We start from the raw sequence: 22682 nt of genomic DNA on the forward strand, positions 1-22682 counted from the left end.
GGCTCCGGCCCGGCCCCGGCGCTTCGGGTCAGGACGAAGCGAGCAGGTCGAGCAGGTAGTCGCCGTAGCCGGACTTGCGCAGCGGCTCGGCGAGTTCGCGGAGCTGGTCGGCGGTGATGTAGCCCTGCCGCCAGGCGACCTCTTCGACGCAGCCGATCTTGAAGCCCTGCCGCTCCTCGATCACCCGCACGTACTCGGCGGCCTGCACCAGCGAGGTGAACGTGCCGGTGTCCAGCCAGGCGGTGCCGCGGTCCAGCACGGTCACCTTCAGCTGGCTGGCCGAGAGGTACGCCTGGTTGACCGCGGTGATCTCCAGCTCGCCCCGCGCCGACGGCTTGAGGTCCCGCGTGATCTCCACGACCCGGTTGTCGTAGAAGTACAGGCCCGGCACGACGTACTTGGACTTCGGCTTCTCCGGCTTCTCCTCCAGGGAGAGCACGGTGCCGGTCTCGTCGAACTCGACCACCCCGTACGCCTCGGGGTTGGCCACCGGGTACGCGAACACGCGGCCGCCGGTCAGCCCGTTGTGCGTCGAGAGCTGCCGACCGAGCCCCGCGCCGTGGAAGATGTTGTCGCCGAGCACCAGGGCCACCGGCTGGTCACCGATGAACTCGGCCCCGATGAGGAACGCCTGCGCGATCCCGTCCGGCGACGGCTGCACCGTGTACCGGATCTCCATGCCCCACTGCGACCCGTCGCCGAGCAGCTTCTCGAACTGCGCCGCGTCGCCGGGCGTGGTGATGACCAGCACCTCGCGGATGCCCGCCATCATCAGCGTCGAGAGCGGGTAGTACACCATCGGCTTGTCGAAAACGGGCATCAACTGCTTTGACACGGCGTGAGTGATCGGCCACAACCGCGAACCGGTGCCACCGGCCAGGAGGATTCCGCGCACGCCGGGCAGCCTACGCGATTCAGAAACCACGCAGGCCGTGTGCTGAGCGCTTCACCCGTCGTGACGTGAGCCCGGTCGCATCACCGGGAGGTCTTGTCGTCCTCGTTCAGTTCGGGGATCGCGTCGACGCCGAGGTCACCGGCGGCCACGGCAGCGGCGGCGCCGAGCGTGCCGGGCGCCGTCTGGGTGTCGCGGTGCGCGTCGTCCGCGTCCCGCCCGGCCTCCGGGTGACCCGGCCGCGGCAGCCCGGTACCTTCGCCAACGGTGTCGAAACCGGCGCTCTGGTTGTAGTCAGCTGAACTTTTCATAAATAGGGGTATACCCGGCGGATTGGCGTCGTAAGCGGCTCGGCGATTCACGGTCGGTCGCTCCCGGTGACTACACTCCGGTCCCCGTGAGGATTCTTGTCACCGGCGGCGCCGGTTTCATCGGGTCGCAGTACGTCCGCACGCTCCTGAGCGGCGGATACGACGGTGCGCCCGACTGGTCGGTGACGGTGCTGGACTCCCTCACCTACTCCGGAAACCTGCCGAACCTCGACCCGGTTGCCGACAACCCGCGGTACACGTTCGTCAAGGGCGACATCACCGACGTCGATCTGGTGAACGATCTGGTGCCAGGACATGACGCGATCGTGCACTTCGCCGCCGAGTCCCACGTCGACCGCTCGATCACCGGCGCCGCCCAGTTCGTCACGACGAACGTCCTCGGCACCCAGACGCTCGTCGACGCCGCGCACCGCCACGGCACCGGCCGGTTCCTGCACGTCTCCACCGACGAGGTGTACGGCTCGATCGACGAGGGCTCCTGGCCGGAGACCCACCCGCTGCAGCCGAACTCGCCGTACTCGGCGTCCAAGGCCTCCAGCGACCTGATCGCGCTGTCGTACCACCGCACCCACCACGTCGACGTCGTCGTCACCCGGTGCAGCAACAACTACGGGCCGTACCAGTTCCCCGAGAAGGTCATCCCGCTCTTCGTGACCAACCTCCTCGACGGCAAACCGGTGCCGCTCTACGGCGACGGCGGCAACGTCCGCGACTGGCTCCACGTCGAGGACCACTGCCGCGGCATCCAGCTCGCGCTGACCGGTGGCCGGGCGGGTGAGGTCTACAACATCGGTGGCGGCACCGAGCTGACGAACAAGGAGCTCACCCAGCTCCTGCTCGACGCCACCGGCCGCGACTGGGACACCTACGTCACCCCGGTCGCCGACCGCAAGGGCCACGACCGGCGGTACTCGGTCGACATCAGCAAGATCCACGACGAACTCGGCTACACGCCGCAGGTGCCGTTCGACACCGGGCTGGCCGAGACCGTGGCCTGGTACCGCGACCGCCGCGACTGGTGGGAGCCCCTCAAGCAGCGCGCCGCGCTCGGCAACTGATGCGCTGGCTGATCACCGGCGCCGGTGGCGCCCTCGGACACGACCTGGTCGTGGCACTGCGCGACGCCGACGTGACGGCCGCCACCCGGGCCGTCCTCGACATCACTGATCGCGACGCGGTGCGGGCGGCGGTCGCCGGCCACGACGTCGTCGTGAACGCCGCCGCGTACACCGCGGTCGACAACGCGGAGGCCGACGAGGACGAGGCCACCCGGATCAACGGCCACGGCCCGGCGCTGCTCGCCGACGCCTGTGCCGCGACCGGTGCGGTGCTGCTGCAGATCTCCACCGACTACGTGCTTCCCGGCGACGCCACGACGCCCTGCCCGGAGGACGCCGCGACGAACCCGGTGAACGCCTACGGGCGCAGCAAGCTCGCCGGTGAGCAGGCCGTGCTGACGACGCTGCCGGACCGCGGCTACGTGGTGCGGACGGCCTGGCTTTACGGCGAGACCGGGAACAACTTCGTCGCGACGATGCTGAAGCTGGCCGCGACCCGCCCGACCGTGAGCGTCGTCGACGACCAGCACGGGCAGCCGACCTGGACCAGCGCGCTGGCCGCACAGCTGGTGGCGCTCGGGAGCGCCGCGCGCGACGGCGAGGCCGCGCCCGGCGTCTACCACGGCACCGCGTCCGGGCAGACCACCTGGCACGGCCTCACCCGGGCGATCTACGCACTCGCGGGCCTCAACCCCGCCCGGGTCGAGACGACGACGAGTGACGCGTTCCCGCGCCCGGCCAAGCGTCCCGCGTACAGCGTGCTCGGCCACGACCGGTGGGCCGCGGCCCGGTTGGCCCCGCAGCCGCACTGGCACGACCAGCTCGAGGAAGCGCTCAAGCGGCCCTCGTTCGTCCGGCTCGTCGAAGCCGCCGGGGCACGGACGTGAGTTGGACCCGCCTGCGCGCGCTGCTGGGCAGCGCCGCGTCGGTGGGCGCGGGCTACCTGGTGCTGGGCGGCGCCGGGTACCTGTTCCTCGCGGTCGCCAGCCGGGTCTTCGACGAGGGCGCGTACTCGGCGCTGGCGTCGGTGTATCTCCTGGTCAACATCATCGGGCCGGGCCTGTTCGCGGCGGTGGAGCAGGAGACCAGCAGGCACGTCTCGACCCGGCTGGCGCGGAACGAGGATCCGCGTCCGGTGATCCGGCAGCTCGGGATGCTCTCGGGCGGCCTGTTCGCCGGCATCGCGGTGGTGACGCTCGCGCTCTCGCCGATCCTGGTTCCCGAGGTGCTGCACGGCAACACGGTGCTGCTGGCCGGGTTGCTGATCGCGAGCGCGTCCTACGCGGTCGTCTCGGTGACCCGCGGAAACTTCGGCGGACGCCATGCGTTCGGCCGCTACGGCACGTCGGTCGGCACCGAGGGGGGCGTCCGGCTGGTGGCCGGCGTGGCCCTGGCCGCGCTGGCGCTGGGCGGGGCCGCGGTCGCCGGCTGGGCGAGCGCCTACGGCCTGGCGTTCTGCCTGGCGCCGCTGGTCGCGGTCGGGCTGACCGCGCCGTGGTTCCTCCGGGACGTGCGCGGCGGCCGGGACGAGGTGAGCGGCGCCGCTGGGGCGGCGGGCCCGCTCGGACCGTTGGCCCGCGGCGTCGGTCTGCTGACGGTCGCGTGGGGTCTCTCGCTGGCGATCGCCAACGCCGCGCCGGTCGTCGTCGCCGGGCTGCTGCCGAACGACGCCGACGGGGTCGCGACCGCCGCGACGTTCTCGTCCGCGGTCGTCCTGGCCAGGATCCCGCTGTTCGTCTTCCAGGGCGCCCAGTCGCTGGTGCTCCCGTCGTTCGCGCGCGCCGCCGCGCACAGCGACCCGTCCGCCCTGCGGCAGGCCGTCCGCCCGGCGCTGCTGCTGGTCGCCGCCGTGGGCGCCGCCGCCCTGATGGTCAGCGCCGTCCTCGGCAACTGGCTCGGCCGGATCGCGTTCGGCTCGGCGTTCACCACCTCGAACGCGCTGTTCACCGCACTGATGGTCGGCACCGTCGCCGGCATGGCCGTCCAGATCGTCCAGCCCGCGCTGCTCGCGCTGGGCAGGCACCGCTGGGTGGCCGGCGGCTGGGTGATCGGCGCGGTGGTGTTCGCGGCCTCGTTCACGCTGCCGTTCGCCCCGGTCACCGACGCCGTGATCGCCCAGCTGGCCAGCGCCGCCGCGACGCTCGGCGTCCTCGGCGTCGTGCTGTTCCGCGCGTTGCGTCCGTCGAACGTCCCCCACCCCCAGGAGTTCAGCGATGTCCAACCCGCCTGAGAAGGGGGCCGCGCAGAGCCAAGCCACGCGCGTCAGCGCGGTGGTGCTCGCCTACAAGGCGGAGCCCTGGTTGCGGCGCGCGGTCGAGGCGCTGCTGGCCTCGGAGAAGGTCACCGTCGACGTCGTCCTGGTCGACAACGGCTGCACGACCGACGACGTCGAGGTCCTGGAGAAGGTCGACGGGGTGACCGTCCTCCGTCCCGGCACCAACACCGGCTTCGCCGGCGGCTGCAACCTCGGTGCGGCGTCCGCGACCGGCGAGTACCTGGCCCTGGTCAACGGCGACGCCGTGGTCGAGCCGACGACGATGAGCCGGCTGGTCGAGGAGGCATCGCGCCCGGACGTGGGCATCGCGGTCGCCAGCGTCCGGCTCGCCGAGGACCCGACGCTGCTCAACGCGGGCGCGAACCCGATCCACGTGCTGGGGCTGTCCTGGTCCGGCCGGATGGGTGAGCCGGAGACGCTGACCGAGCCGGTCGAGACCGCCGGGGCCTCCGGGGCGTGCGTCGTCGTGCCGAAGGCCCACTGGGACACGCTGGGCGGCTTCGACGAGGCGTACTTCGCGTACCACGAGGACGCCGACCTCTCGATCCGCACCTGGCGCCGGGGTCTGCGGGTGCTGTACGTGCCGGACGCGGTCGCCGTGCACCGGTACGAGTTCTCCCGCAACGACTTCAAGATGTACCTGGTCGAGCGGAACCGCCTGCTGTTCGTCTCGACGCTGTGGAGCGGCCGGGCGCTGGTGCTGCTCGCGCTGCCGCTGGCCGGGCTGGAGGCGGCGATGACGCTGATGGCCGCCGCGCAGGGCTGGTTCCCGGCGAAGGTGAAGGGCTGGCGGTGGCTCTGGAGCCACCGCGCGCACATCCGGACGCGTCGGCGAGACCTGCGCGCCGAGGCCACGGTGCCCGACCGCGTGTGGATGACGCGATTGACGACAAAAGTTGACGCATCGGTCATTCCGGTTCCCGCGTTGGCCGGTGCGATCAACGGTCTGGTCACGATCTGGTGGCGGGTCGCAGGCCGGTGGGTATGAGTAGCGCCGCCGCATTAGAGTTCGTCGACATCGAGCCTCCGGAAGAGATCTCATGAGCGAAGGCGAAACCATCGTGACGGACGGGACCGCGGACGCCGCGCTGTTGAGCAGTGCTGACCCGGCTGTGCTGCCCAGCAGCGTGGTGGCCGAGAGCACCGGTGTCGAGACGGCCGCGATCGCCGAGGGTGATCTGCACCCCGCACCGGCCGAGCACGGGCCGGGCGGCCACGGGCCGGACAACAAGGACGTCTGGCTGGTCATCCCGGTCTACAACGAGGCCCAGGTGATCGCCGACGTCGTCGAGCACGCCCGGCAGACGTTCCCGAACATCGTCTGCGTGGACGACGGGAGCCGGGACGGTTCCGCGGCCGCGATCGCGCCGACCGGTGCCCACCTCGTGCAGCACCCGATCAACATGGGTCAGGGCGCGTCGCTGGAGACCGGGCTGCGGTACGCGCTGTCCCGTCCCGGCGCCGAGTACTTCGTCACGTTCGACGCGGACGGCCAGCACCGGGTCGAGGACGCGCTGCGCATGCTCGAGGTCGCCCGCTCCGGTGAGGCGGACGTCGTCCTCGGCTCGCGGTTCCTGGAGTCCAAGGAAACCGTGCCGTGGCTCAAGCGCTTCGTCCTCAAGACCGTCGTCGCGCTCAGCCCGACCGCGCGGAAGCTGAAGCTGACCGACGCCCACAACGGTCTGCGGGTGCTCAACCGGCCGGCCGCCGAGGGTCTGCGGATCCGGATGAACGGCATGGCGCACGCGTCGGAGATCGTCGGCAAGCTGGCCCGGTCGGACTGGCGCGTGGCCGAGATTCCGGTCACGATCCTCTACACGGACTACTCGCGGGCCAAGGGCCAGTCCCTGGTCAACGGCGTCAACATCCTGTTCGAGCTCTCCCTGCGGCACCGAGGCGTGTAATCGATGGTCATCCAGTTCCTGCTGCTGCTCGCGGTCGCCGCGTCGCTGGTCTACTTCGTCCGGCAGCAGCACGGCGTCCGCCTGCAGGCGGGCAAGCGGCTGGCGTTCGTGGCGTTCCTGCTGTTCGCCGCCTATGCGGTCATCCGCCCGGACGACCTGACCTGGGTAGCACACAAGGTGGGTGTCGGCCGCGGCGCCGACCTGGTGCTCTACGCGACCGTCGTCGCGTTCGTGTTCGTCGTCATCAACTTCTACCTGCGGACGCGGGAGATGGAACGGCGGATCACCGAGCTGGCGCGTGCGGTGGCGCTGCGCGACGCGGAGATCCTCAACCAGCACCGGATCCCCACCGCGCCGTCGGCCCGGCCGGACGCCGAGGCCGCGATGCTCGCCGCGGTCGTCGCCGAGGGCAAGCAGCCCTAGGACGGGCAGCCCCAGGGACCGGCAGCGCTAGGACCGGCAGCGCTAGGACCGGCTCAGCCCGGCGAGGACGTAGCCGAGCAGACGGACGGCACTCTCCTCGGCGTCCGGAACGTCGAGGTTCGCCAGCGCGAGCCCGTTGACCAGCCGCAGCAGGTCACTGACCGGGACGTCGGCGCGGATCGCGCCGACTTCCTTGGCGCGGTTGAGCAACCGCTCGGCGGCGCCTTCCATCGTGGTGTAGCACCAGGTCAGGTCGCCGCCCTCGGCCAGCCACGCGCTCCGCAGCGATGTGGCGAGGCCGCGGTACCGGATCGAGTGCAGCACGACGGCTTCCAGCCAGGCGCCGAGCGCGGCAGCCGGGTCCGGGTCGTTCAGCCGGCGGGCCGCCTCCCGGCAGAGGTCCTCGACCTGCTCGTGGAACACCGCGCTCAGCAGCGCGGCGCGGGTCGGGAAGTGCCGGTAGAGCGTGCCGGAGCCGACCCCTGCTCGGCGAGCGATGTCGTCCAGCGAGGTCTCCGCGCCGTGCTGAGCGACCGCCTCGCGGGCGGCGTCCAGCAGGCGGTCGTAGTTGCGCCGGGCGTCCGCACGCAGGGGACGCCCGGCGGCAGACGACGGCGCAGCCGGAGACATACCCGAATCGTAGCTCTGCGGGTGTCAGCGATTACCGAACCCATTACAGTAAGAGCGACCAGCCCCTCGACGCCCCCGGAGGCTTCGACCCGATGCGCGCCATCCAGGACATCCCGCTGCGGACGATCACCGGTGACGACACCACGCTCGCGGCGTTCTCCGGCCAGGTGCTCCTGGTCGTGAACGTCGCCTCCAAGTGCGGACTCACCCCGCAGTACGAGGCGTTGGAGAGCATCCACGAGCGCTACCGCGACCAGGGATTCTCCGTCCTCGGGTTCCCGGCCAACGACTTCGCGGGCCAGGAACCCGGCACCGACGAGGAGATCGTCGAGTTCTGCCGGTCCACCTTCGACGTGCAGTTCCCGCTGTTCTCCAAGATCGCGGTGACCGGCGCCGACCGCCACCCGCTCTACGACGAGCTGACCTCGGCGATCCCGCACGCCGAGGGGTCGCCGGAGAAGCACCGGGAGAAGCTGCGCGGGTACGGCCTTCCGGTGACCGAGGACCCGGAGATCCTCTGGAACTTCGAGAAGTTCCTCGTCGCGCGCTCCGGCGAGGTCGTGGGCCGCTACTCCCCGACCGTCACCCCGGACGACAGCCTGCTCACCGGCGCGATCGAGCGCGAGCTGGGCCGGGACAAGCCTTAGGCGAGCTGGGCCTCGATCGCGCTGACGACCTCGGGCGCCTCCGGCTCGGTGCGGGGGCGGAAGCGTCCGACGATCGCGCCGTCCTTGGCGACGAGGAACTTCTCGAAGTTCCACTGGACGTCGCCCGCCGCGCCCTCGGCGTCCGGCACCGCGGTCAGCTCGGCGTAGACCGGGTGCCGATTCTCGCCGTTGACCTCGATCTTCTCGAACAGCGGAAACGTCACACCGTAGGTGGTGGAGCAGAACTCCTGGATCTCGTCGGCCGTTCCCGGCTCCTGGCCGTAGAACTGGTTGCAGGGGAAGCCGAGCACGGTGAAGCCCTTGCCCGCGTACTTCTTCTGCAGCCGCTCGAGGCCCTCGTACTGGGGCGTGAGCCCACATTTGGACGCCACGTTGACCAGGAGCAGCGTCTGACCGGCGTAGTCCCCGAGGCTGGCCGGCTCACCGGAGAGCGTGCGCAGCGGGATGTCGTAGATCGCCATTTCCGGAGACTAGCTCCGGTTGTTTCGCCGGGGTAACCGGGGACGACTGTGACCCGGAGCACGCAGGACGCGCGCAGGGCCCCGGACACTCACGGCGCCGGGCATGCGCGTAGCTCCGGGCCGAGGTATGCGCTCATGCACGGATGCATCGTCCGGCGACGTACGGCCGGGCAATCATCGGCCTACCGCCTGGGCACCGGCCGGAGCCGCCCGGGAGCAGACCGGTGAGCCCGAGGGAGGCCCATGAGCCAGTCGATGCCGTTCCCGCGTCCGAGGGGCCGGTCCGAGGACGCGTTCGCATCCGAACGCGGCGAGACGCCCGGCGAGCTGCCGAAGCGGATTCCCGGCGCCGCGCTGCACGGCGTGCCGGGGGCCCGGCACGCCGCTCCGGTGGAACAACCGCGGCTGGACTGGCGGCCGTATCCGCCCCGCCGGCCCCGGAGCCTCGTGTCCCGGGTGGTCGCCGCGCTCCGCGCCCGCCTCCGGCTGTGACGACGGTCAGACCGGTAGGCGGAGCACGTCCTCGATCGCGGACAGCAGGTCACGACGGTTGAACGGCTTCTCGATCAGCGTCACCTCGGGGTCGATCGTGCCCTTCGAGGTGAGCAGCCGCTGCGCGAACCCGGACATGTACAGCACCTGCACCGTCGGGTGGAGCGACCGCACCTGGTCGGCGACCTCGCGGCCGGACAGGCCGGGCATCGTGATGTCGGTGAGCAGGAGGTCGAGCTGGCCCCGGTACGACGAAGCGATCTCGATCGCCTCGGCACCGGAGGCCGCGGAGAGCACCGTGTACCCGACCCGCACGAGGATCGTCTCGATCGAGGCCCGTAGCTCGCGCTCGTCGTCGACCAGCAGGATCGTGCCGTACCCGGGGCGGCCCGACGCGTCGGAGTCGGCGGTGTCCGGCTCGTCGGCGACGCCCAGCGCTACCTCGTCGGCCGACGGCAGCAGGATCGTCACGGTCGTGCCGACGCCGGGCGTGGAGTCCAGCCCCACCGCTCCACCGGCCTGGGCGATGATCCCGTACACCGACGCCAGCCCGAGCCCGGTGCCCTGCCCCTCGGCCTTCGTGCTGAAGAACGGTTCGAACGCCCGCTCAGCCACCTCGGGCGTCATCCCGGTGCCGGTGTCGGTGACCCGCAGGCGCACGTACTGGCCGCGTTCGAGCCCGTGCTGTGCGGCCTCCACCGGTCCGAGCACGGTGTGGTCGACGTGCACCGAGAGCGAGCCGCCCGCAGGCATCGCGTCCCTGGCGTTCACCGCGAGGTTGACCAGCACCTGCTCGATCCGGCCCGCGTCGGCGGTCACCGCGGCGGGACGCGCCGACTGGGCGGCGCTCAGGACGACGTCCGCACCCAGCGTGCCGGTGAGCATGCGCTGCACGTCGCGCACCACGTCGTTGAGGTCGAAGACCTCGGGGCGGACGATCTCCCGCCTGCCGAACGCGAGCAGTTGACGGGTCAGCCGGGCACCTCGTTCGGACGCCGCCAGGACCTGCGCGACCGCTTCGCGGGCGCCGTCGAGCGCTCCCGCCGCGGCTTCCTCCAGGTCTTCCTCGAGGATCGACGCGTGGGTGCTGATGATCGCCAGCACGTTGTTGAAGTCGTGCGCGACGCCCCCGGCGAGCTGGCCGAGGCTGTCCAGCCGCTGCGAGCGCTGTAGTTCGTTCTCCAGACGCCGGTGCTCGACCTCCTGCTCCAGCCGGGCGGAGATGTCGTGCACGGTGGCGGCGATCAGCAGCCCTTCGTCGGTCTGGATCGAGGCCAGCGAGATCTCCGCGGGAAAGCGCGAACCGTCGGCACGACGGGCCGAGAGCTGGAGCCCCTCCCCCATCCGGCGCATCCGCGGGTCGGTGGCGTAGATCGCCCGGTGTTCGGCGTGCCGGTCCCGGAACTCCTCCGGCAGCAGAATCTCCACCGGCTGACCCTGCAGCTGCTCGGCGCTGTAGCCGAACAGGTGCTGGGCCTGGGCGTTGACCAGCTGGATCACGCCGCCGCCGTCGACGCCGATGATCGCCAGCGACGTCGCGTCGAGCAGCCAGCGGAATTTCGCTTCGTCGCGGTGGCGGGCGGTGACGTCACGCGAGACCCGGGCGGCGCCGACGATCCGGCCGGCGGCGTCGGTCACCGGCGACACCGAGAGCTCCACCATCATCCGGTGGCCGTACCGGTGGAGGCGCTGCGCCTCGTAGATCTCGACGCTCTCGCCGTGGGAGATCCGCCGGAGGATCTCCTCCTCCTCGCTCCGGCTCTCCGCCGGGTAGAGGTCGGCCATCCGGCGGCCGAGCATCTCCTCCTCGGTGTAGCCGTAGAGGTGTTCGGCGGCGGCGTTCCACGAGGTCACCCGGCCGTCCAGCGACTCGCCGATGATCGCGTCGCGGGCCGAGCGGACGATGCCGACCAACCAGCTCTGGGCCGCGCCGTAACCCTCGGTCATCCGGATGCCCAGCGCGGTCAGCCCGCCGGAGGCGCCGATGATCGCGCCGCAGGTCACGGTGGCTGCGAAAACGCTCCCGTCCGGCCGCTGGAACGGCGTACTCGCCACGGTGCCCGGCTCGGCATGGAGCAGGCCGTCCGCCGAGTGCGCCTGGTCGGGCGGCGCGAGCAGGTCGGCCAGCGGACGACCGAGCAGGTCGTCCGCCGGGAGCCCGAACAGCTCGGCCGCGGTCGTATCAGCGAGGGCGACCCGGCCGTCCGCGTCGAGCGCGAGCAGCGCCGCCGGACGGTGCTCGTCGGCCCACAGCGGCGCGGTGAACGACAGCGTTCCCATTCACCCCATATTGCACCACTAAAGGTTGAATGTCAGACGAGGGGATCCGAGAACGGCTGCGTCGACTCCGGGTACGCGGCGATCTCCGCGGCGACGTTGGCCTTGTCCACCAGCCAGCTCTGGGTGGTCAGGCGGGGCTTGACGGACTTCCCATCGGCGACCTCGCGGCACGCCCGGACCACGACCTCGCCGACCGAGGACGGATACGTGGCGACGGTGGCGGTCAGCTCGCCGGACTGCACCGACCGGAGGCCCTGTTCGGTGCCGCCGACCGAGATCACCTTGATCGTGCCGGTCTTCCCGAGCGACGCGATCGCCTTGGCGGCGGCGCGACCGAGCGTGTCGCTGGGCGCGAAGATCCCGCGCAGGTTGGGGACCGCGTTGATCGTGTCGGTCACGACCCGCACCGCGGTCGAGTAGTCGCCGCCGGTGGACCGGGACATCGAGGCGGTGAGCGTCCCCTCGACGGCTTCCTTGAACCCGACGCGCTGCTGCGCGGCGTTCGGGTCGCTGTCGCTGCCCACCACCATGACGACCGCGCTGTCACGCGGGACGGAGGTGAGCATCTTGCGCGCGGCCTGGTGACCGATCTCGATGTCGGACGGCCCGATGAACGACGCGATCGGCACCTCGGCGTTCTTCGCCGCGGTCTCGTCCAGACGCAGGCCGACGTTGAAGATCGGGACGCCCTTCTTCGCGAACGCGGCGAGCGGCTCGACCAGCGCCTTCGAGTCGACCGGGGCGATCGCGAAGCAGCCCAGCTGCTCCGGCGCGAACGCTTCGACCTTGCTGATCTGCGCCGCCGCGTCGAGCCCGTCGTCCGAGGCGTCGGCGGAGACCTCGATCCCGCTGGAGGGGCCCTGGTCGACGGCGGCGCCGCGTAAGGCGTCCCAGGTGTCGGTGGTCGAGTCGGGCAGGACGAGCCCGAGGCGGGTGCCCTCTGCGGCACCGGTTGCGGCCTCGGAGTCCTCCGAGGCCAGACAGCCGGACGTCGTCAGCGCGACGAGCGCGCACGCGACGACGGCCGCGGCAGTGCGGCCCGGTCTCCGACGAAAGGGCTGGACGCGATGTGTGACGACTCTCACGGTGAACGAACCTAGCAGCTCCAAACGCAGTTCACCCCACCCTCCTCTGCCGCATCAACCGAAGTCAGCGAGGTCACAGGGCGACGGTTTCCCCCTAAACAACGCGCAAGCGGCCCAAGTCGTCGGGGTTTCGTTCACCGAATTGTCATTTGACAACGTCCACTGGCAAGGAGTAATCGGACGCTTTTCGTCCGACCGTCCGGTCGGATTGTCGGGTACCGTCGCCGCCGTCCGTGAGGTTGCGAAGGTCTCGAGGTGGATGCAGTGGGCAGTGGCGTCCGGATGGGGACCGCATCCGCGCGATGGGTCCTGCTGGCGACCGTGCTCGGGTCGAGCCTCGTCATGCTCGACAGCACGGTCGTGAACGTGGCGCTGGAGCGGATCGGCCGCGACCTCGACGCCGACTTCGCCGGCCTGCAGTGGATCGTCAACGCGTACACGCTCGCGCTCGCCGCGCTGATCCTGCTCGGCGGCGCGCTCGGCGACCGGTTCGGGCGGCGGCGGGTGTTCCTCGTCGGGGTCGTCTGGTTCGCGGTCGCGTCGCTGCTGTGTGCGGTGGCGCCGTCGCCGGCGATGCTCGCCTGGGCCCGCGCGTTGCAGGGCGTCGGTGGTGCGCTGCTCACACCGGGCAGCCTCGCGATGATCGCGGCGACGTTCGATCCGGCCGACCGGTCCCGGGCGGTCGGTACCTGGTCGGCGTTCGGCGGGGTCGCCGGGGCCATCGGACCGTTCGTCGGCGGGTGGCTGGTCGAATGGGACTGGCGGATCGTGTTCCTGCTGAACCTGCCGCTCGCGCTGGTGATCGTCGTCGTCACCCGGTTCCACGTCCCGGAGTCGCGCGACCCGGATCCCGCAACCGGGTTCGACATCGGGGGCACGGTCGTCGGCGCGGCCGGGCTGGGGCTGCTCACGTACGGGCTGATCGAGGCCGGGGGCTCCGCGGTCGCCGGCGCGGTGCCTGCCGTCGCCGGAATTCTGCTGCTCGGGGTGTTCCTGCTGGTGGAGCGCCGGTCGGCGCATCCGCTGGTGCCGCTCGACCTGTTCGCGAACCGGACGTTCACCGCAGTCAACGGCGTGACGTTCGCGGTCTACTCCGCGCTCGGCGTGTTCTTCTTCCTGCTCGTCCTGCAGCTGCAGGTGGTGGCCGGGTACTCGCCGCTCGCGGCCGGAACCGCGCTGCTGCCGGTGACCGCCGTGATGCTGCTGCTCTCGTCGCGCGCCGGGGCGCTGGCCGACAAAATCGGGCCGCGCCTTCCGCTGACGCTCGGCCCGCTGGTGGCCGCCGGCGGGCTCCTGCTGGCCACCCGGATCGGCGCGGACGCCTCTTACCTGGGCACCGTGCTGCCCGCTCTGCTCGTCTTCGGGCTGGGGCTCTCGCTGACCGTCGCGCCGCTCACCGCCACCGTGCTGGCCTCGGCGGAATCCCGGCACGCCGGGATCGCGTCCGGCGTCAACAACGCGGTCGCTCGCGCTGCCGGGTTGCTCGCGGTGGCCGTGGTGCCGGTGGTGGCGGGGCTGACCGGCCAGGCGTACGCGGATGCGTCGCGGATGGCGGAGAGCTTCCGGATCGCGATGCTGATCTGTGCGGGGTTGCTCGCCGTTGGCGGCGTCCTGTCCTGGGCCTCGATCCGGACGCCGTCCGCGGCGCCATCGGCGGCGCGGCCACCGGCGCCGTCCGCAGCCGCGCCGTCCGCAGCCGCGCCGTCCGCGGCGGCGGGCGGGCCGTCCGGGGCGCTACCGGCGACGGTGGATCTTGCGAAGTGCCTGCACTGTGGGGTGGCCGCGCCGCAGCTTCACCCCGACCCTGCCGTGCACGCGGGCTCCGCGAACTCCACGCCCTGACGTTCTCGCCGGGGCGCCGCGCAGGCGCCCCCTGGCCTCGGCCCGGAACGACGCGGCCGAGGGCTCGCTCTGACGAGCCCTTCGCCGCATCGTTCGACCGCGCGGCGGGCCGCCCCGCGCTGCCTCCGAAACCACGAACGGGGCGTGGGCGGTGTCCACCGCTCACGCCCCGCCGCTGCGTCACTCAGCGGCCGCGACCGCGCTTCTGGTCGGGAGTGTCGTTCGTTCCGCCACCGACCAAGCCCGCCCGGCGCAGCGCGTCGGCGAGTGCGCCCTCTGGCTCGGGCCGACCGCGACGCTGTCCGCCGCCACCCTGCCCGCCGCCCTGACCGCCCCCACGGGGACCACCGCCGCGCCGGTCACCACCGCGCCCGTCGCGTCCCTGGCCACCAGCACCCTGGCCACCGCCGCCGCGGCCGCCCTGACCACCACGGCCGCCGCCGCCCTGACCGCCGTCCCGGCCGCCACCCTGGCCCCCGCGGTCCGGACGTCCGCCGCCCTGACCGCCATCTCGGCCGCCGTCGCTGCGACCGCCGCGGCCGCTCTGACCGCCGCCGTCCCGGGCGCCGCCTTGCCCGCCGCCGCCGTCCCGGCTGCCGCCGCCCTGACCGCCGCTGCCGTCCCGGCTGCCGCCGCCCTGGCCGCCGCCTTGGCCGCCGCGGTCGCGTCCGCCGCCGCGCTGGCCGCCGCCTGGCCCGCGCGTGGCGCCGGCCTCGTCGTCGAGCCGGAGCGTCAGCGAGATGCGCTTGCGCGGCACGTCCACGTCGAGCACCTTCACCCGGACGATGTCGCCGGGCTTCACCACGTCACGCGGGTCCTTCACGAACGTCTTCGACATCGCCGAGACGTGCACCAACCCGTCCTGGTGCACGCCCACGTCGACGAACGCCCCGAACGCGGCCACGTTGGTGACGACACCCTCCAGCACCAGGCCCGGCGCCAAGTCGGACAGCGTCTCGATGCCCTCGGTGAACGTCGCGGTGCGGAACTCCGGCCGCGGGTCGCGCCCGGGCTTCTCCAGCTCGGCGAGGATGTCGGTGACCGTGGGCAGCCCGAAGCGGTTGTCGACGAACTCCGCCGGCTTCAACGACCGCAGCGTCGTGGTGTTGCCGATCAGGCCCGCGAGGTCGCCGCCGCTCTTCTCGACGATCCGCCGCACGACCGGGTAGGCCTCCGGGTGGACGCTCGTCGCGTCCAGCGGGTCGTCGCCGCCCGGGATCCGCAGGAAGCCCGCGCACTGCTCGAACGCCTTCGGGCCGAGCCGCGGCACGGCGGCCAACGCCGACCGGGAGCGGAACGGGCCGTGCGCGTCGCGGTGCACGACGATGTTCTCGGCCAGCCCGGTGGTGATGCCCGAGACCCGGGCCAGCAATGGGACCGACGCGGTGTTCAGGTCGACCCCGACCCCGTTCACGCAGTCCTCGACCACCGCGTCGAGCGACCGCGACAGCTTCGTCTCGGCCAGGTCGTGCTGGTACTGACCGACGCCGATCGACTTGGGGTCGATCTTCACCAGCTCGGCCAGCGGATCCTGCAGGCGCCGCGCGATCGACACCGCGCCCCGCAGCGAGACGTCCAGACCGGGCAGCTCCTGCGACGCGTACGCGGACGCCGAGTACACCGACGCACCGGCCTCGGAGACGACGACCTTGGTCAGCTTCAGCTCGGGGTGCTTGGCGATCAGCTCACCGGCCAGCTTGTCGGTCTCCCGGGACGCCGTGCCGTTCCCGATCGCGATCAGCTCGACGCCGTGCGCGGCGGCCAGCCGGGCCAGTGTCGCGATCGACTCGTCCCAGCGGCGGCGGGGCTCGTGCGGGTAGATCGTGTCGGTGGCGGTGACCTTGCCGGTGCCGTCGACGACCGCGACCTTCACGCCGGTGCGCAACCCCGGGTCGAGGCCCATCGTCGGACGGGTGCCGGCCGGGGCGGCCAGCAGCAGGTCACGCAGGTTCCCGGCGAACACGGCCACCGCGTCGTCCTCGGCCGACTGCCGCAGGCGCAGCCGCAGGTCGATGCCGAGCCGCACCAGGATGCGCGTGCGCCACGCCCAGCGCACGGTGTCGAGCAGCCAGCGGTCGGCCGGACGCCCGGCGTCCCGGATCGCGAACTGCCGTGCGATGCGGCCCTCGTACTCGCTCGGGCCGGTGGGCGGCGGAGCGTCGTCCGGCAGCGGCTCGTCGGGAGCGAAGTCGAGGTCGAGGACCTCCTCCTTCTCGCCGCGGAACAGCGCGAGGATGCGGTGCGACGGCAGCCGGGTGAACGGCTCGGAGAACGTGAAGTAGTCGGCGAACTTCGCGCCGGCCTCCTCCTTGCCCTCGCGGACACGAGACGCGACGTGGCCGCGCTCCCACATCCGCTCGCGGAGCTCGCCGATCAGGTCGGCGTCCTCCCCGAACCGCTCGACCAGGATCGCGCGGGCACCGTCGAGCGCCGCCGCGACGTCCGCGACGTTCTTCTCCGCGTCGATGTAGGAAGCGGCGAGCTCCTGTGGATCGTGCGAGGGTTCGCTGAGGAGCGTGTCGGCCAGCGGCTCCAGCCCGGCCTCGCGAGCGACCTGCGCCTTGGTGCGACGCTTGGGCTTGAACGGCGCGTAGATGTCCTCCAGCCGGGCCTTGGACTCCGCCGCCTGGATGCGCGCCGCCAGCGCGTCGTCGAGCTTGCCCTGGCTGCGGATCGACTCGAGGATCGCGGCGCGCCGCTCCTCCAGCTCACGCAGGTAGCCGAGCCGCTCCTCCAGCGTGCGCAGCTGGGCGTCGTCGAGCGCCCCGGTCTGTTCCTTGCGGTACCGGGCGATGAAAGGCACCGTCGAGCCGCCGTCGAGAAGGGCCACTGCGGCGTCGACCTGCCGCTCCTGGACGCCGAGCTCGTCGGCGATCCGCCGCCCGATCGACGCCACCCCGGTCGCCCCGGCACCGGCCGGGCCCGCCACGGGCGCCCCCACCGATTCTGTTCCCACGCAGCTCCGCCTATCCGTCTCTGCCGGATTTCGTCCGACTCGATTCCGTTCCGTTCGTGCGAAACCGTAGCGCCCGCGCGCCCGGCCGGCGCGCGTCGTCCACAGCCCCGGCGTCCGCTCCGGGGCGATGTGCCCTGACTCGCTGACGCCGCCAGGCACCGTACCGGCCCCGCCCGACAGTTCGGCGCCATCCCACACGCCTATCAACCTTTCGTTGACAACGGATCGTGTAGGATGGAGCGCATGACCGCAGAATTCACCCCGCCGAGCGCGAGCCGCGCACGCGCCGAACGCACGTACACCGCCCTGTTCCGGCTGGCCGAGCGGCACGCGGGCACCGAGGCCGACCGCGCGCGCCAGATCAATCCCGCGATGCTCGGACCGCACGAGGCGATCCGCCTGGTCGCGTTCCTGGCGGGCGGTTCGGCCGTCTACCGCGAGGGTGAGCCCGAGGTGGACGCCGACGACCTCACCGCGGCGCTCACGCTGGTGCCGCTGGTCCGCGCCGAGTTGGACGAGGTCGAGCTGGGCCTGATCGCGATGGCGCGCGGCCGGGGCATGACGTGGGCCGAGGTTGCGTTCGGCCTCGGGCTCGGGAGCGCACAAGCGGCCGCCCAGCGGTACGAACGCCTGACCGCCCGCACCGACCAGCGCCCCGCCCCCGCGACCTGACCCACCCGCGAGCGAGGCATCCGCAGGCCGCGCCCGCGCCGCAGGGCACGACCGCGACCGGCACCCGAGCGCGACCCGCGCCGCAGGGCACGACCGCGACCGGCACCTCGAGCGCGACCCGCGCGCGACCGGCGTCCCCAGCGCCCGGGCATGGGCGCCGCGCAGCGGGGCACACCCGATCAGGCATAACACCTGATACCGGGAGATAATGATGAACACATCCCATCAGCGGCTCCGAAGGCCCGCGCTCGCCGCCCTCCTCGCGCTCCTCGCCGCAGCCGCCGTCGCCACCTCGGTCGCGACCTCCGCAGGCGCCGCCGACCGCAGCCTCAACGCGCAGGACCGGCTGTTCCTCCGCGCCGCCCACCAGGGCCACCTGGCCGAGATCACCGGAGCGCGGATCGCGCTGCACCAGGCCACCGTGCCGGTCGTCCGTGACCTGGCCACCCGCTGGATCGCCGACCACACCACGCTCGACCGGGCGCTGACCCAGGCCGCGGTCCCGCTCGACGTCGAGTTGCCCGCCGGGCCCAACGCCGACCAGGAAGAGCTCGCGGCCCGCTACCGCGAGACGTCCGGGCCGGAGTTCGACCGGCTCTGGGTCACCACTCAGATCACCGCGCACCACCAGGCCGAGGCGCTGGTGAACGCCGAACTCACCGCGGGTTCCTCGGCGGCGGTCAAGGCGCTGGCCCGGGCGGCCGAGCCGGTCGTCGCCGCGCACCACCAACTGCTCACCGCGGCGGCACCCGGCGTCGGCACGGTGATCATCGCGAGCCCGAACGTCCCGCCACCGGGGTCGGTGCCCACCACGCCCAGTTCCGCACCACCGCCCGGCTGGCGCGTCCAGTCGCCGACGACCGCACCCCGAGGATGGACGAACCCGGGCTTCGACGGCACGACGCTGTCCCCCATCCCGATCCCCGGCGGCCCTGGCCCCTCCCTCACCGTCGGCCCGTAGGGCGCTGAACTCATTTCCGCAGGCTGAACACCGTCCGCAGGGGGCGGTCGACAAGAACTCACGAATCCGGTGGATGGGAAGCAGCGCGCCCCGGCGGTCCGGCTCCCACCGCGCTACCGCACAGTGGACGGATGGTCGACGAGTCCGCCCCGACGAGCGTCGCGCCGACTCGAAGCCGTCTCCGGGCCATGTTCGCCGGTACCCGCGCCCTCCGCGCGCCCGCCTTCCGGGTCCTGTTCGCCGCCCAGGTCGTCTCGTTCGTCGGGACGTGGTCGCAGAACCTTGCGACCTCGCTGCTCGTCCTGCACCTCACCGGCAGCGCCGCGGCGCTCGGGCTGGTCACCGCGATCCAGTTCGCGCCGACGCTGCTGCTCTCGCCGCTGACCGGCCGGGTTCTCGACCGCGTCGACGTCCGCCGCCTGCTGATCACCACCGCGAGCGCGAGCGCGACCACCGCCCTGGTCCTCGCGGCGCTCGCCGCGGCCGGCCGGGCGCCGCTCTGGGCGATCGGGATCGCGGTCGGGTTGTTCGGCGTCGCGCAGGCGTTCGACCGGCCGGGGATCTACACGCTGATCCCCCGCGTCGTGGACGTCGAGGACCGGCCCAGCGCGATCAGCCTGATCACGATGAGCGGAGCCGCCGCCCGGCTCGCCGGACCGGCGCTGGCCGGGGTGCTCTACGCGACGGTCGGGGCGGCCGCGTGTTTCGCCGTCAACGGCGCCTCGTACGTCGTCGTGGTTGCGGCGTTGGTGATCGTGCCGCGCTTGCGCGGGGCGCGCACGGCTCCCCCGGCCCCGCGCGCGAAGGCCGAGCCCGCGGACGGCGGTCTCGGCCTCGGATACGCGTGGCGGCACCGGGATCTGCGGGCCGCGTTACTGGCGAACGTCGCGATCGGCTGTCTCACGTTCAACTTCGGCGTGATGCTTGCGGCGATGGTGACGTTCACCTATCGCGCGGGCTCCAGCACCGTCGGCCTCGCCTACTCCACCGACGCGATCGGAGCGGTGCTCGGCGGGCTGATCGCGGTCGGTGCGGCGGTGACCCGGCGACGCCTGGCGGCGGCCTGCGCCGCGCTCGGCCTCACGATCGGCGCCGCCGGGCTGGCTCCGAACCTGGTGCTGTTCCTCGCGGTGCTGCCGGTGATGGGTGTGGCGATCACCCTCTATCAGTCCACGGTCACCGCGCTGGTCCAGCAGGCGTCGGACCCGGGCATGCTCGGGCGGATGATGTCGCTGCTCACGCTCGGGTGGTTCGGCACCACACCGGTCGGCGCGCTGGTGATCGGCTGGGTGGCCGACGCGTACTCGGCCCGCGCCGCGATGGTGGTGGCCGGCGGCACCTGTCTGGTCTGCGCGTTCGCGCTGCTGACGCCCGGTTGTCGGAGGGGTGCGGTAGGTATGACACCGAAGCGAGAGGGAGAGGTCACGTGAGTCGCTACGTCATCATCGGCGCCGGCGCGATCGGCGCACCGGTCGCCGCCCAGCTGCGCGCGACCGGCGCGAGCGTCGTGCTGGTCGCCCGGGGCGCACACGGTGGGGCGATCCGCGCGGACGGCCTGCGTTACGTCCGGCCCGACGGTGAGCGGCGCGTCCAGCTGCCGGTCGTCGGCTCGGCCGGTGAACTCGACCTGACCATCGGCGACGTCCTCGTGGTCGCCACCAAGACCCACGACACCGAGGCCGTCCTCCAGGAATGGGCCTGGCGTCCGGTGATCGGCGGCACCACCGCAGCAGAGTCGCTGCCGCTGATCAGCCTGCAGAACGGCCTGGAGAACGAACGGGCGGCGCTACGGCGGTTCGCCAGGGTGTCGGGCGCCGCGGTGTGGATGCCGAGCAGCTACCTGCGCCCGGGTGAGGTGGTGGCGCCGGGCGAGCCTTCGGTGGGCGTGCTCTGGCTGGGCGGCTACCCGAGCGGGCTGGACCCGGACGCCCCGGCCTGGGCCACCGACCTGCGGCGGGCGAACTTCGTCGTCCGGCTCGTCGAGGACCTGCCCCGCTGGAAGGCCGGCAAGCTGCTCTCCAACCTCGCGAACGCGGTCGACGCGCTGTACGTCGGGCAGGAGGGCACCGGCCCGCTGCGGCGCGCGCTGCAGGCCGAGGGCAGGCGTGTCCTGGAGGCGGCCGGTCACGACCCGGCGGACCTCACCGCCGATCCCGAGATCGACCTCGCCGGGTTCCGGCTCGCGCCGGGGCTGAACGACCGGTACGGCGGCAGTTCGACCCGGCAGAGCCTCGGCCGTGCGGCGGGGCGCACCGAGGCCGACTTCCTCAACGGTGAGATCGTGCTGCTCGGTCGCCTGCACGGTGTTCCGGCGCCGCTGAACGCGGCGGTCCAGGCCGCGGTGGCGCAGGCCGCGCGCGACGGTGTCCCGCCCGGCGGTGGTGATCAAACGGTGTTGGACGATCTGCTCGGCATCGCCGGGGAGGTGGCTCGATGAACGACGTGCTGGTGTCGGCGGCGGACGTGGAGGCGCTGCGGCACGGCGATGAGGCGCCGGTCCTGCTGGACGTCCGCTGGGCGCTCGGTGACCCGCACGGGCACGAGCACTACCGGGCGGGGCATCTCCCCGGCGCGGTCTTCGTCGACCTGGAATCCGACCTCGCCGCTCCGGCGAGCGCCGCGGGCGGCAGGCACCCGCTGCCCGACCTCGGGGCGCTCCAGGCCGCTGCCCGCCGCTGGGGTGTCCGCGACGGCGACGACCGGCCGGTCACCGCGGTCGCGTACGACAACACCGGCGGGCTGGCCGCGGCGCGGGCGTGGTGGCTGCTGCGCTGGGCCGGGGTGCCGGGCGTGCGGCTGCTGGACGGTGGCCTCGCCGCGTGGATCGCGGCCGGCTATCCGCTCGCCACCGGCGAGACCGTGCTGCCCGCCCCCGGTGACGTGACGCTGCGCCCCGGTCAGCTACCGGTGCTCGACGCCGACGCGGCCGCCGGGCTGGCCCGCACCGGTGTCCTGCTGGACGCCAGGGCCGCGGAACGGTACCGCGGCGAGGTGGAACCGATCGATCCGCGCGCCGGGCACATCCCCGGCGCCCGGTCGGCTCCCACCAGCGAGAACCTGAACGCCGACGGCACGTTCAAGCCCGCGGCCACGCTGCGCGAACGGTTCGCCGCACTCGGCGCAGCCGGCGCGTCCCCGGTCGGCGTGTACTGCGGGTCGGGCGTGACCGCCGCGCACGAACTCGCCGCGCTGGCGATCGCCGGAATCGACGGCGCGCTCTACGCCGGTTCGTGGTCCCAGTGGTCAGCCGACCCGTCCCGGCCGGCCGCCACCGGAGACTCCGCCACCGGAACCGAGCCGGGAGCCCCCGCCGGGTAGACGGGGACCCCCGGGACGCGACCCGCGGGATAGGCCGCGCTTCCCCGGGGCGGCCCGTCCAGAACGATGCTGACGGGCGGCCCCGGCGACTGATGGACCACTTGTACACGGCGTCGACGGGGCCGCACGCCAGCCCCGCCCTGGACGGGCTCCAGGCCAGAACACGCGCCTAGCGGCCCGCGAAACGCAAGAGCTACCCAGCCGCGCGGAGTGGAGTCCCCATGGGGGAGGTGTGGGTCAACCGCGAGTGGAGGTTGCCGCGGGCGGCGACGTCGTTGTAGTACGTGTGCCGGCGCCGCGCGATGCAGCCGTCCTGCCGCGTGTGGGTCGGCAGCTGCTCCGGGTCGAGCTGGCTGTTGATGCCGTCGCGGAGGAGCGTGAGTGCTTCGGCGCGGAGTTGGGAGACGCGGGATTCGGTGACGCCGAGTTCGGC

At 72.5% G+C, this 22682-nt stretch carries 21 protein-coding genes and 1 pseudogene; 14 read left to right on the forward strand and 8 right to left on the reverse strand.

All coding sequences use genetic code 11. The features are described 5' to 3' along the window. Positions 1-28: 28 nt before the first annotated feature. On the reverse strand, positions 29-895 hold the full coding sequence (gene rfbA, locus BUB75_RS33510) for a glucose-1-phosphate thymidylyltransferase RfbA (RefSeq protein ID WP_073262864.1): 867 nt from the start codon (positions 893-895) through the stop codon (positions 29-31). 80 nt (positions 896-975) lie between these two features. Beyond that, on the reverse strand, positions 976-1203 hold the full coding sequence (locus BUB75_RS33515) for a hypothetical protein (protein ID WP_073262865.1): 228 nt from the start codon (positions 1201-1203) through the stop codon (positions 976-978). 86 nt (positions 1204-1289) lie between these two features. On the opposite strand from BUB75_RS33515, the gene rfbB reads away from it, so the two are divergent. The 6 genes from rfbB to BUB75_RS33545 all read left to right on the forward strand — a co-directional run bounded on the left by rfbB (position 1290) and on the right by BUB75_RS33545 (position 6884). Beyond that, positions 1290-2282 (forward strand): dTDP-glucose 4,6-dehydratase, encoded by a 993-nt coding sequence (gene rfbB / locus BUB75_RS33520; RefSeq protein WP_073262867.1) that lies wholly within the window; start codon positions 1290-1292, stop codon positions 2280-2282. Continuing rightward, positions 2282-3169 carry a dTDP-4-dehydrorhamnose reductase gene (gene rfbD / locus BUB75_RS33525; RefSeq protein ID WP_178380043.1) on the forward strand — a complete coding sequence of 296 codons (888 nt, stop codon included), beginning with the start codon at positions 2282-2284 and terminating at the stop codon, positions 3167-3169. The genes rfbB and rfbD overlap by 1 nt, the downstream gene beginning before the upstream one ends. Further along, entirely contained in the window at positions 3166-4512 is a 1347-nt protein-coding gene (locus tag BUB75_RS33530) for a lipopolysaccharide biosynthesis protein (protein WP_073262869.1), read from the forward strand. Before rfbD ends, BUB75_RS33530 begins: the two co-directional genes overlap by 4 nt. Further along, positions 4496-5545 carry a glycosyltransferase family 2 protein gene (locus tag BUB75_RS33535; protein ID WP_073262871.1) on the forward strand — a complete coding sequence of 350 codons (1050 nt, stop codon included), beginning with the start codon at positions 4496-4498 and terminating at the stop codon, positions 5543-5545. The genes BUB75_RS33530 and BUB75_RS33535 overlap by 17 nt, the downstream gene beginning before the upstream one ends. Positions 5546-5735: 190 nt before the next feature. Then, positions 5736-6461 (forward strand): glycosyltransferase, encoded by a 726-nt coding sequence (locus tag BUB75_RS33540; RefSeq protein ID WP_073262933.1) that lies wholly within the window; start codon positions 5736-5738, stop codon positions 6459-6461. 3 nt (positions 6462-6464) lie between these two features. Further along, on the forward strand, positions 6465-6884 hold the full coding sequence (locus tag BUB75_RS33545) for a DUF2304 domain-containing protein (RefSeq protein WP_073262873.1): 420 nt from the start codon (positions 6465-6467) through the stop codon (positions 6882-6884). Between the two features lie 42 nt (positions 6885-6926). On the opposite strand, the gene BUB75_RS33550 is transcribed toward BUB75_RS33545, so the two are convergent. Next, positions 6927-7514 carry a TetR/AcrR family transcriptional regulator gene (locus tag BUB75_RS33550; RefSeq protein WP_073262875.1) on the reverse strand — a complete coding sequence of 196 codons (588 nt, stop codon included), beginning with the start codon at positions 7512-7514 and terminating at the stop codon, positions 6927-6929. A gap of 92 nt (positions 7515-7606) precedes the next feature. On the opposite strand from BUB75_RS33550, the gene BUB75_RS33555 reads away from it, so the two are divergent. Next, positions 7607-8161, forward strand: a complete 555-nt coding sequence (locus BUB75_RS33555; protein WP_073262877.1) for a glutathione peroxidase — start codon at positions 7607-7609, stop codon at positions 8159-8161. Here BUB75_RS33555 and BUB75_RS33560 read toward each other — a convergent pair. Continuing rightward, complete coding sequence (locus tag BUB75_RS33560) at positions 8158-8643, reverse strand: glutathione peroxidase (RefSeq protein WP_073262879.1); 486 nt, start codon at positions 8641-8643, stop codon at positions 8158-8160. The genes BUB75_RS33555 and BUB75_RS33560 overlap by 4 nt on opposite strands. 243 nt (positions 8644-8886) lie before the next feature. Here BUB75_RS33560 and BUB75_RS33565 point away from each other — a divergent pair, with 243 nt between their 5' ends. Then, positions 8887-9135 (forward strand): hypothetical protein, encoded by a 249-nt coding sequence (locus BUB75_RS33565; protein WP_073262881.1) that lies wholly within the window; start codon positions 8887-8889, stop codon positions 9133-9135. 6 nt (positions 9136-9141) lie between these two features. On the opposite strand, the gene BUB75_RS33570 is transcribed toward BUB75_RS33565, so the two are convergent. Beyond that, positions 9142-11415: a PAS domain-containing hybrid sensor histidine kinase/response regulator gene (locus tag BUB75_RS33570; RefSeq protein WP_073262883.1), complete on the reverse strand. Its 2274-nt coding sequence runs from the start codon at positions 11413-11415 to the stop codon at positions 9142-9144. Positions 11416-11447: 32 nt separating this feature from the next. After that, on the reverse strand, positions 11448-12500 hold the full coding sequence (locus BUB75_RS33575; protein WP_178380044.1) for a substrate-binding domain-containing protein: 1053 nt from the start codon (positions 12498-12500) through the stop codon (positions 11448-11450). 282 nt (positions 12501-12782) lie between these two features. Here BUB75_RS33575 and BUB75_RS33580 point away from each other — a divergent pair, with 282 nt between their 5' ends. Further along, a complete protein-coding gene (locus BUB75_RS33580; protein WP_073262887.1) occupies positions 12783-14342 on the forward strand; it encodes a DHA2 family efflux MFS transporter permease subunit in 1560 nt (519 codons plus the stop codon). A 184-nt stretch (positions 14343-14526) separates the two neighbouring features. Here BUB75_RS33580 and BUB75_RS33585 read toward each other — a convergent pair whose 3' ends face one another. Continuing rightward, positions 14527-17271 (reverse strand): Tex family protein, encoded by a 2745-nt coding sequence (locus tag BUB75_RS33585; protein WP_073262889.1) that lies wholly within the window; start codon positions 17269-17271, stop codon positions 14527-14529. A gap of 270 nt (positions 17272-17541) precedes the next feature. On the opposite strand from BUB75_RS33585, the gene BUB75_RS33590 reads away from it, so the two are divergent. The 5 genes from BUB75_RS33590 to BUB75_RS47325 all read left to right on the forward strand — a co-directional run bounded on the left by BUB75_RS33590 (position 17542) and on the right by BUB75_RS47325 (position 22249). Further along, positions 17542-17970, forward strand: coding sequence for a hypothetical protein (locus tag BUB75_RS33590; RefSeq protein WP_218617927.1), 429 nt, complete (start codon positions 17542-17544; stop codon positions 17968-17970). 211 nt (positions 17971-18181) lie between these two features. Next, entirely contained in the window at positions 18182-18931 is a 750-nt protein-coding gene (locus BUB75_RS33595; protein WP_178380046.1) for a DUF4142 domain-containing protein, read from the forward strand. 131 nt (positions 18932-19062) lie between these two features. Continuing rightward, complete coding sequence (locus BUB75_RS33600; protein ID WP_073262895.1) at positions 19063-20361, forward strand: MFS transporter; 1299 nt, start codon at positions 19063-19065, stop codon at positions 20359-20361. Further along, complete coding sequence (locus tag BUB75_RS47320) at positions 20358-21368, forward strand: ketopantoate reductase family protein (RefSeq protein WP_073262897.1); 1011 nt, start codon at positions 20358-20360, stop codon at positions 21366-21368. The genes BUB75_RS33600 and BUB75_RS47320 overlap by 4 nt, the downstream gene beginning before the upstream one ends. Next, positions 21365-22249, forward strand: coding sequence for a sulfurtransferase (locus tag BUB75_RS47325; RefSeq protein WP_073262899.1), 885 nt, complete (start codon positions 21365-21367; stop codon positions 22247-22249). The genes BUB75_RS47320 and BUB75_RS47325 overlap by 4 nt, the downstream gene beginning before the upstream one ends. 193 nt (positions 22250-22442) lie before the next feature. Here BUB75_RS47325 and BUB75_RS46660 read toward each other — a convergent pair. Further along, positions 22443-22682, reverse strand: a pseudogene (locus BUB75_RS46660) (sigma-70 family RNA polymerase sigma factor); the annotation flags it as partial.

It is taken from the genome of Cryptosporangium aurantiacum (assembly GCF_900143005.1).
In the GTDB taxonomy this organism is placed as follows: domain Bacteria; phylum Actinomycetota; class Actinomycetes; order Mycobacteriales; family Cryptosporangiaceae; genus Cryptosporangium; species Cryptosporangium aurantiacum.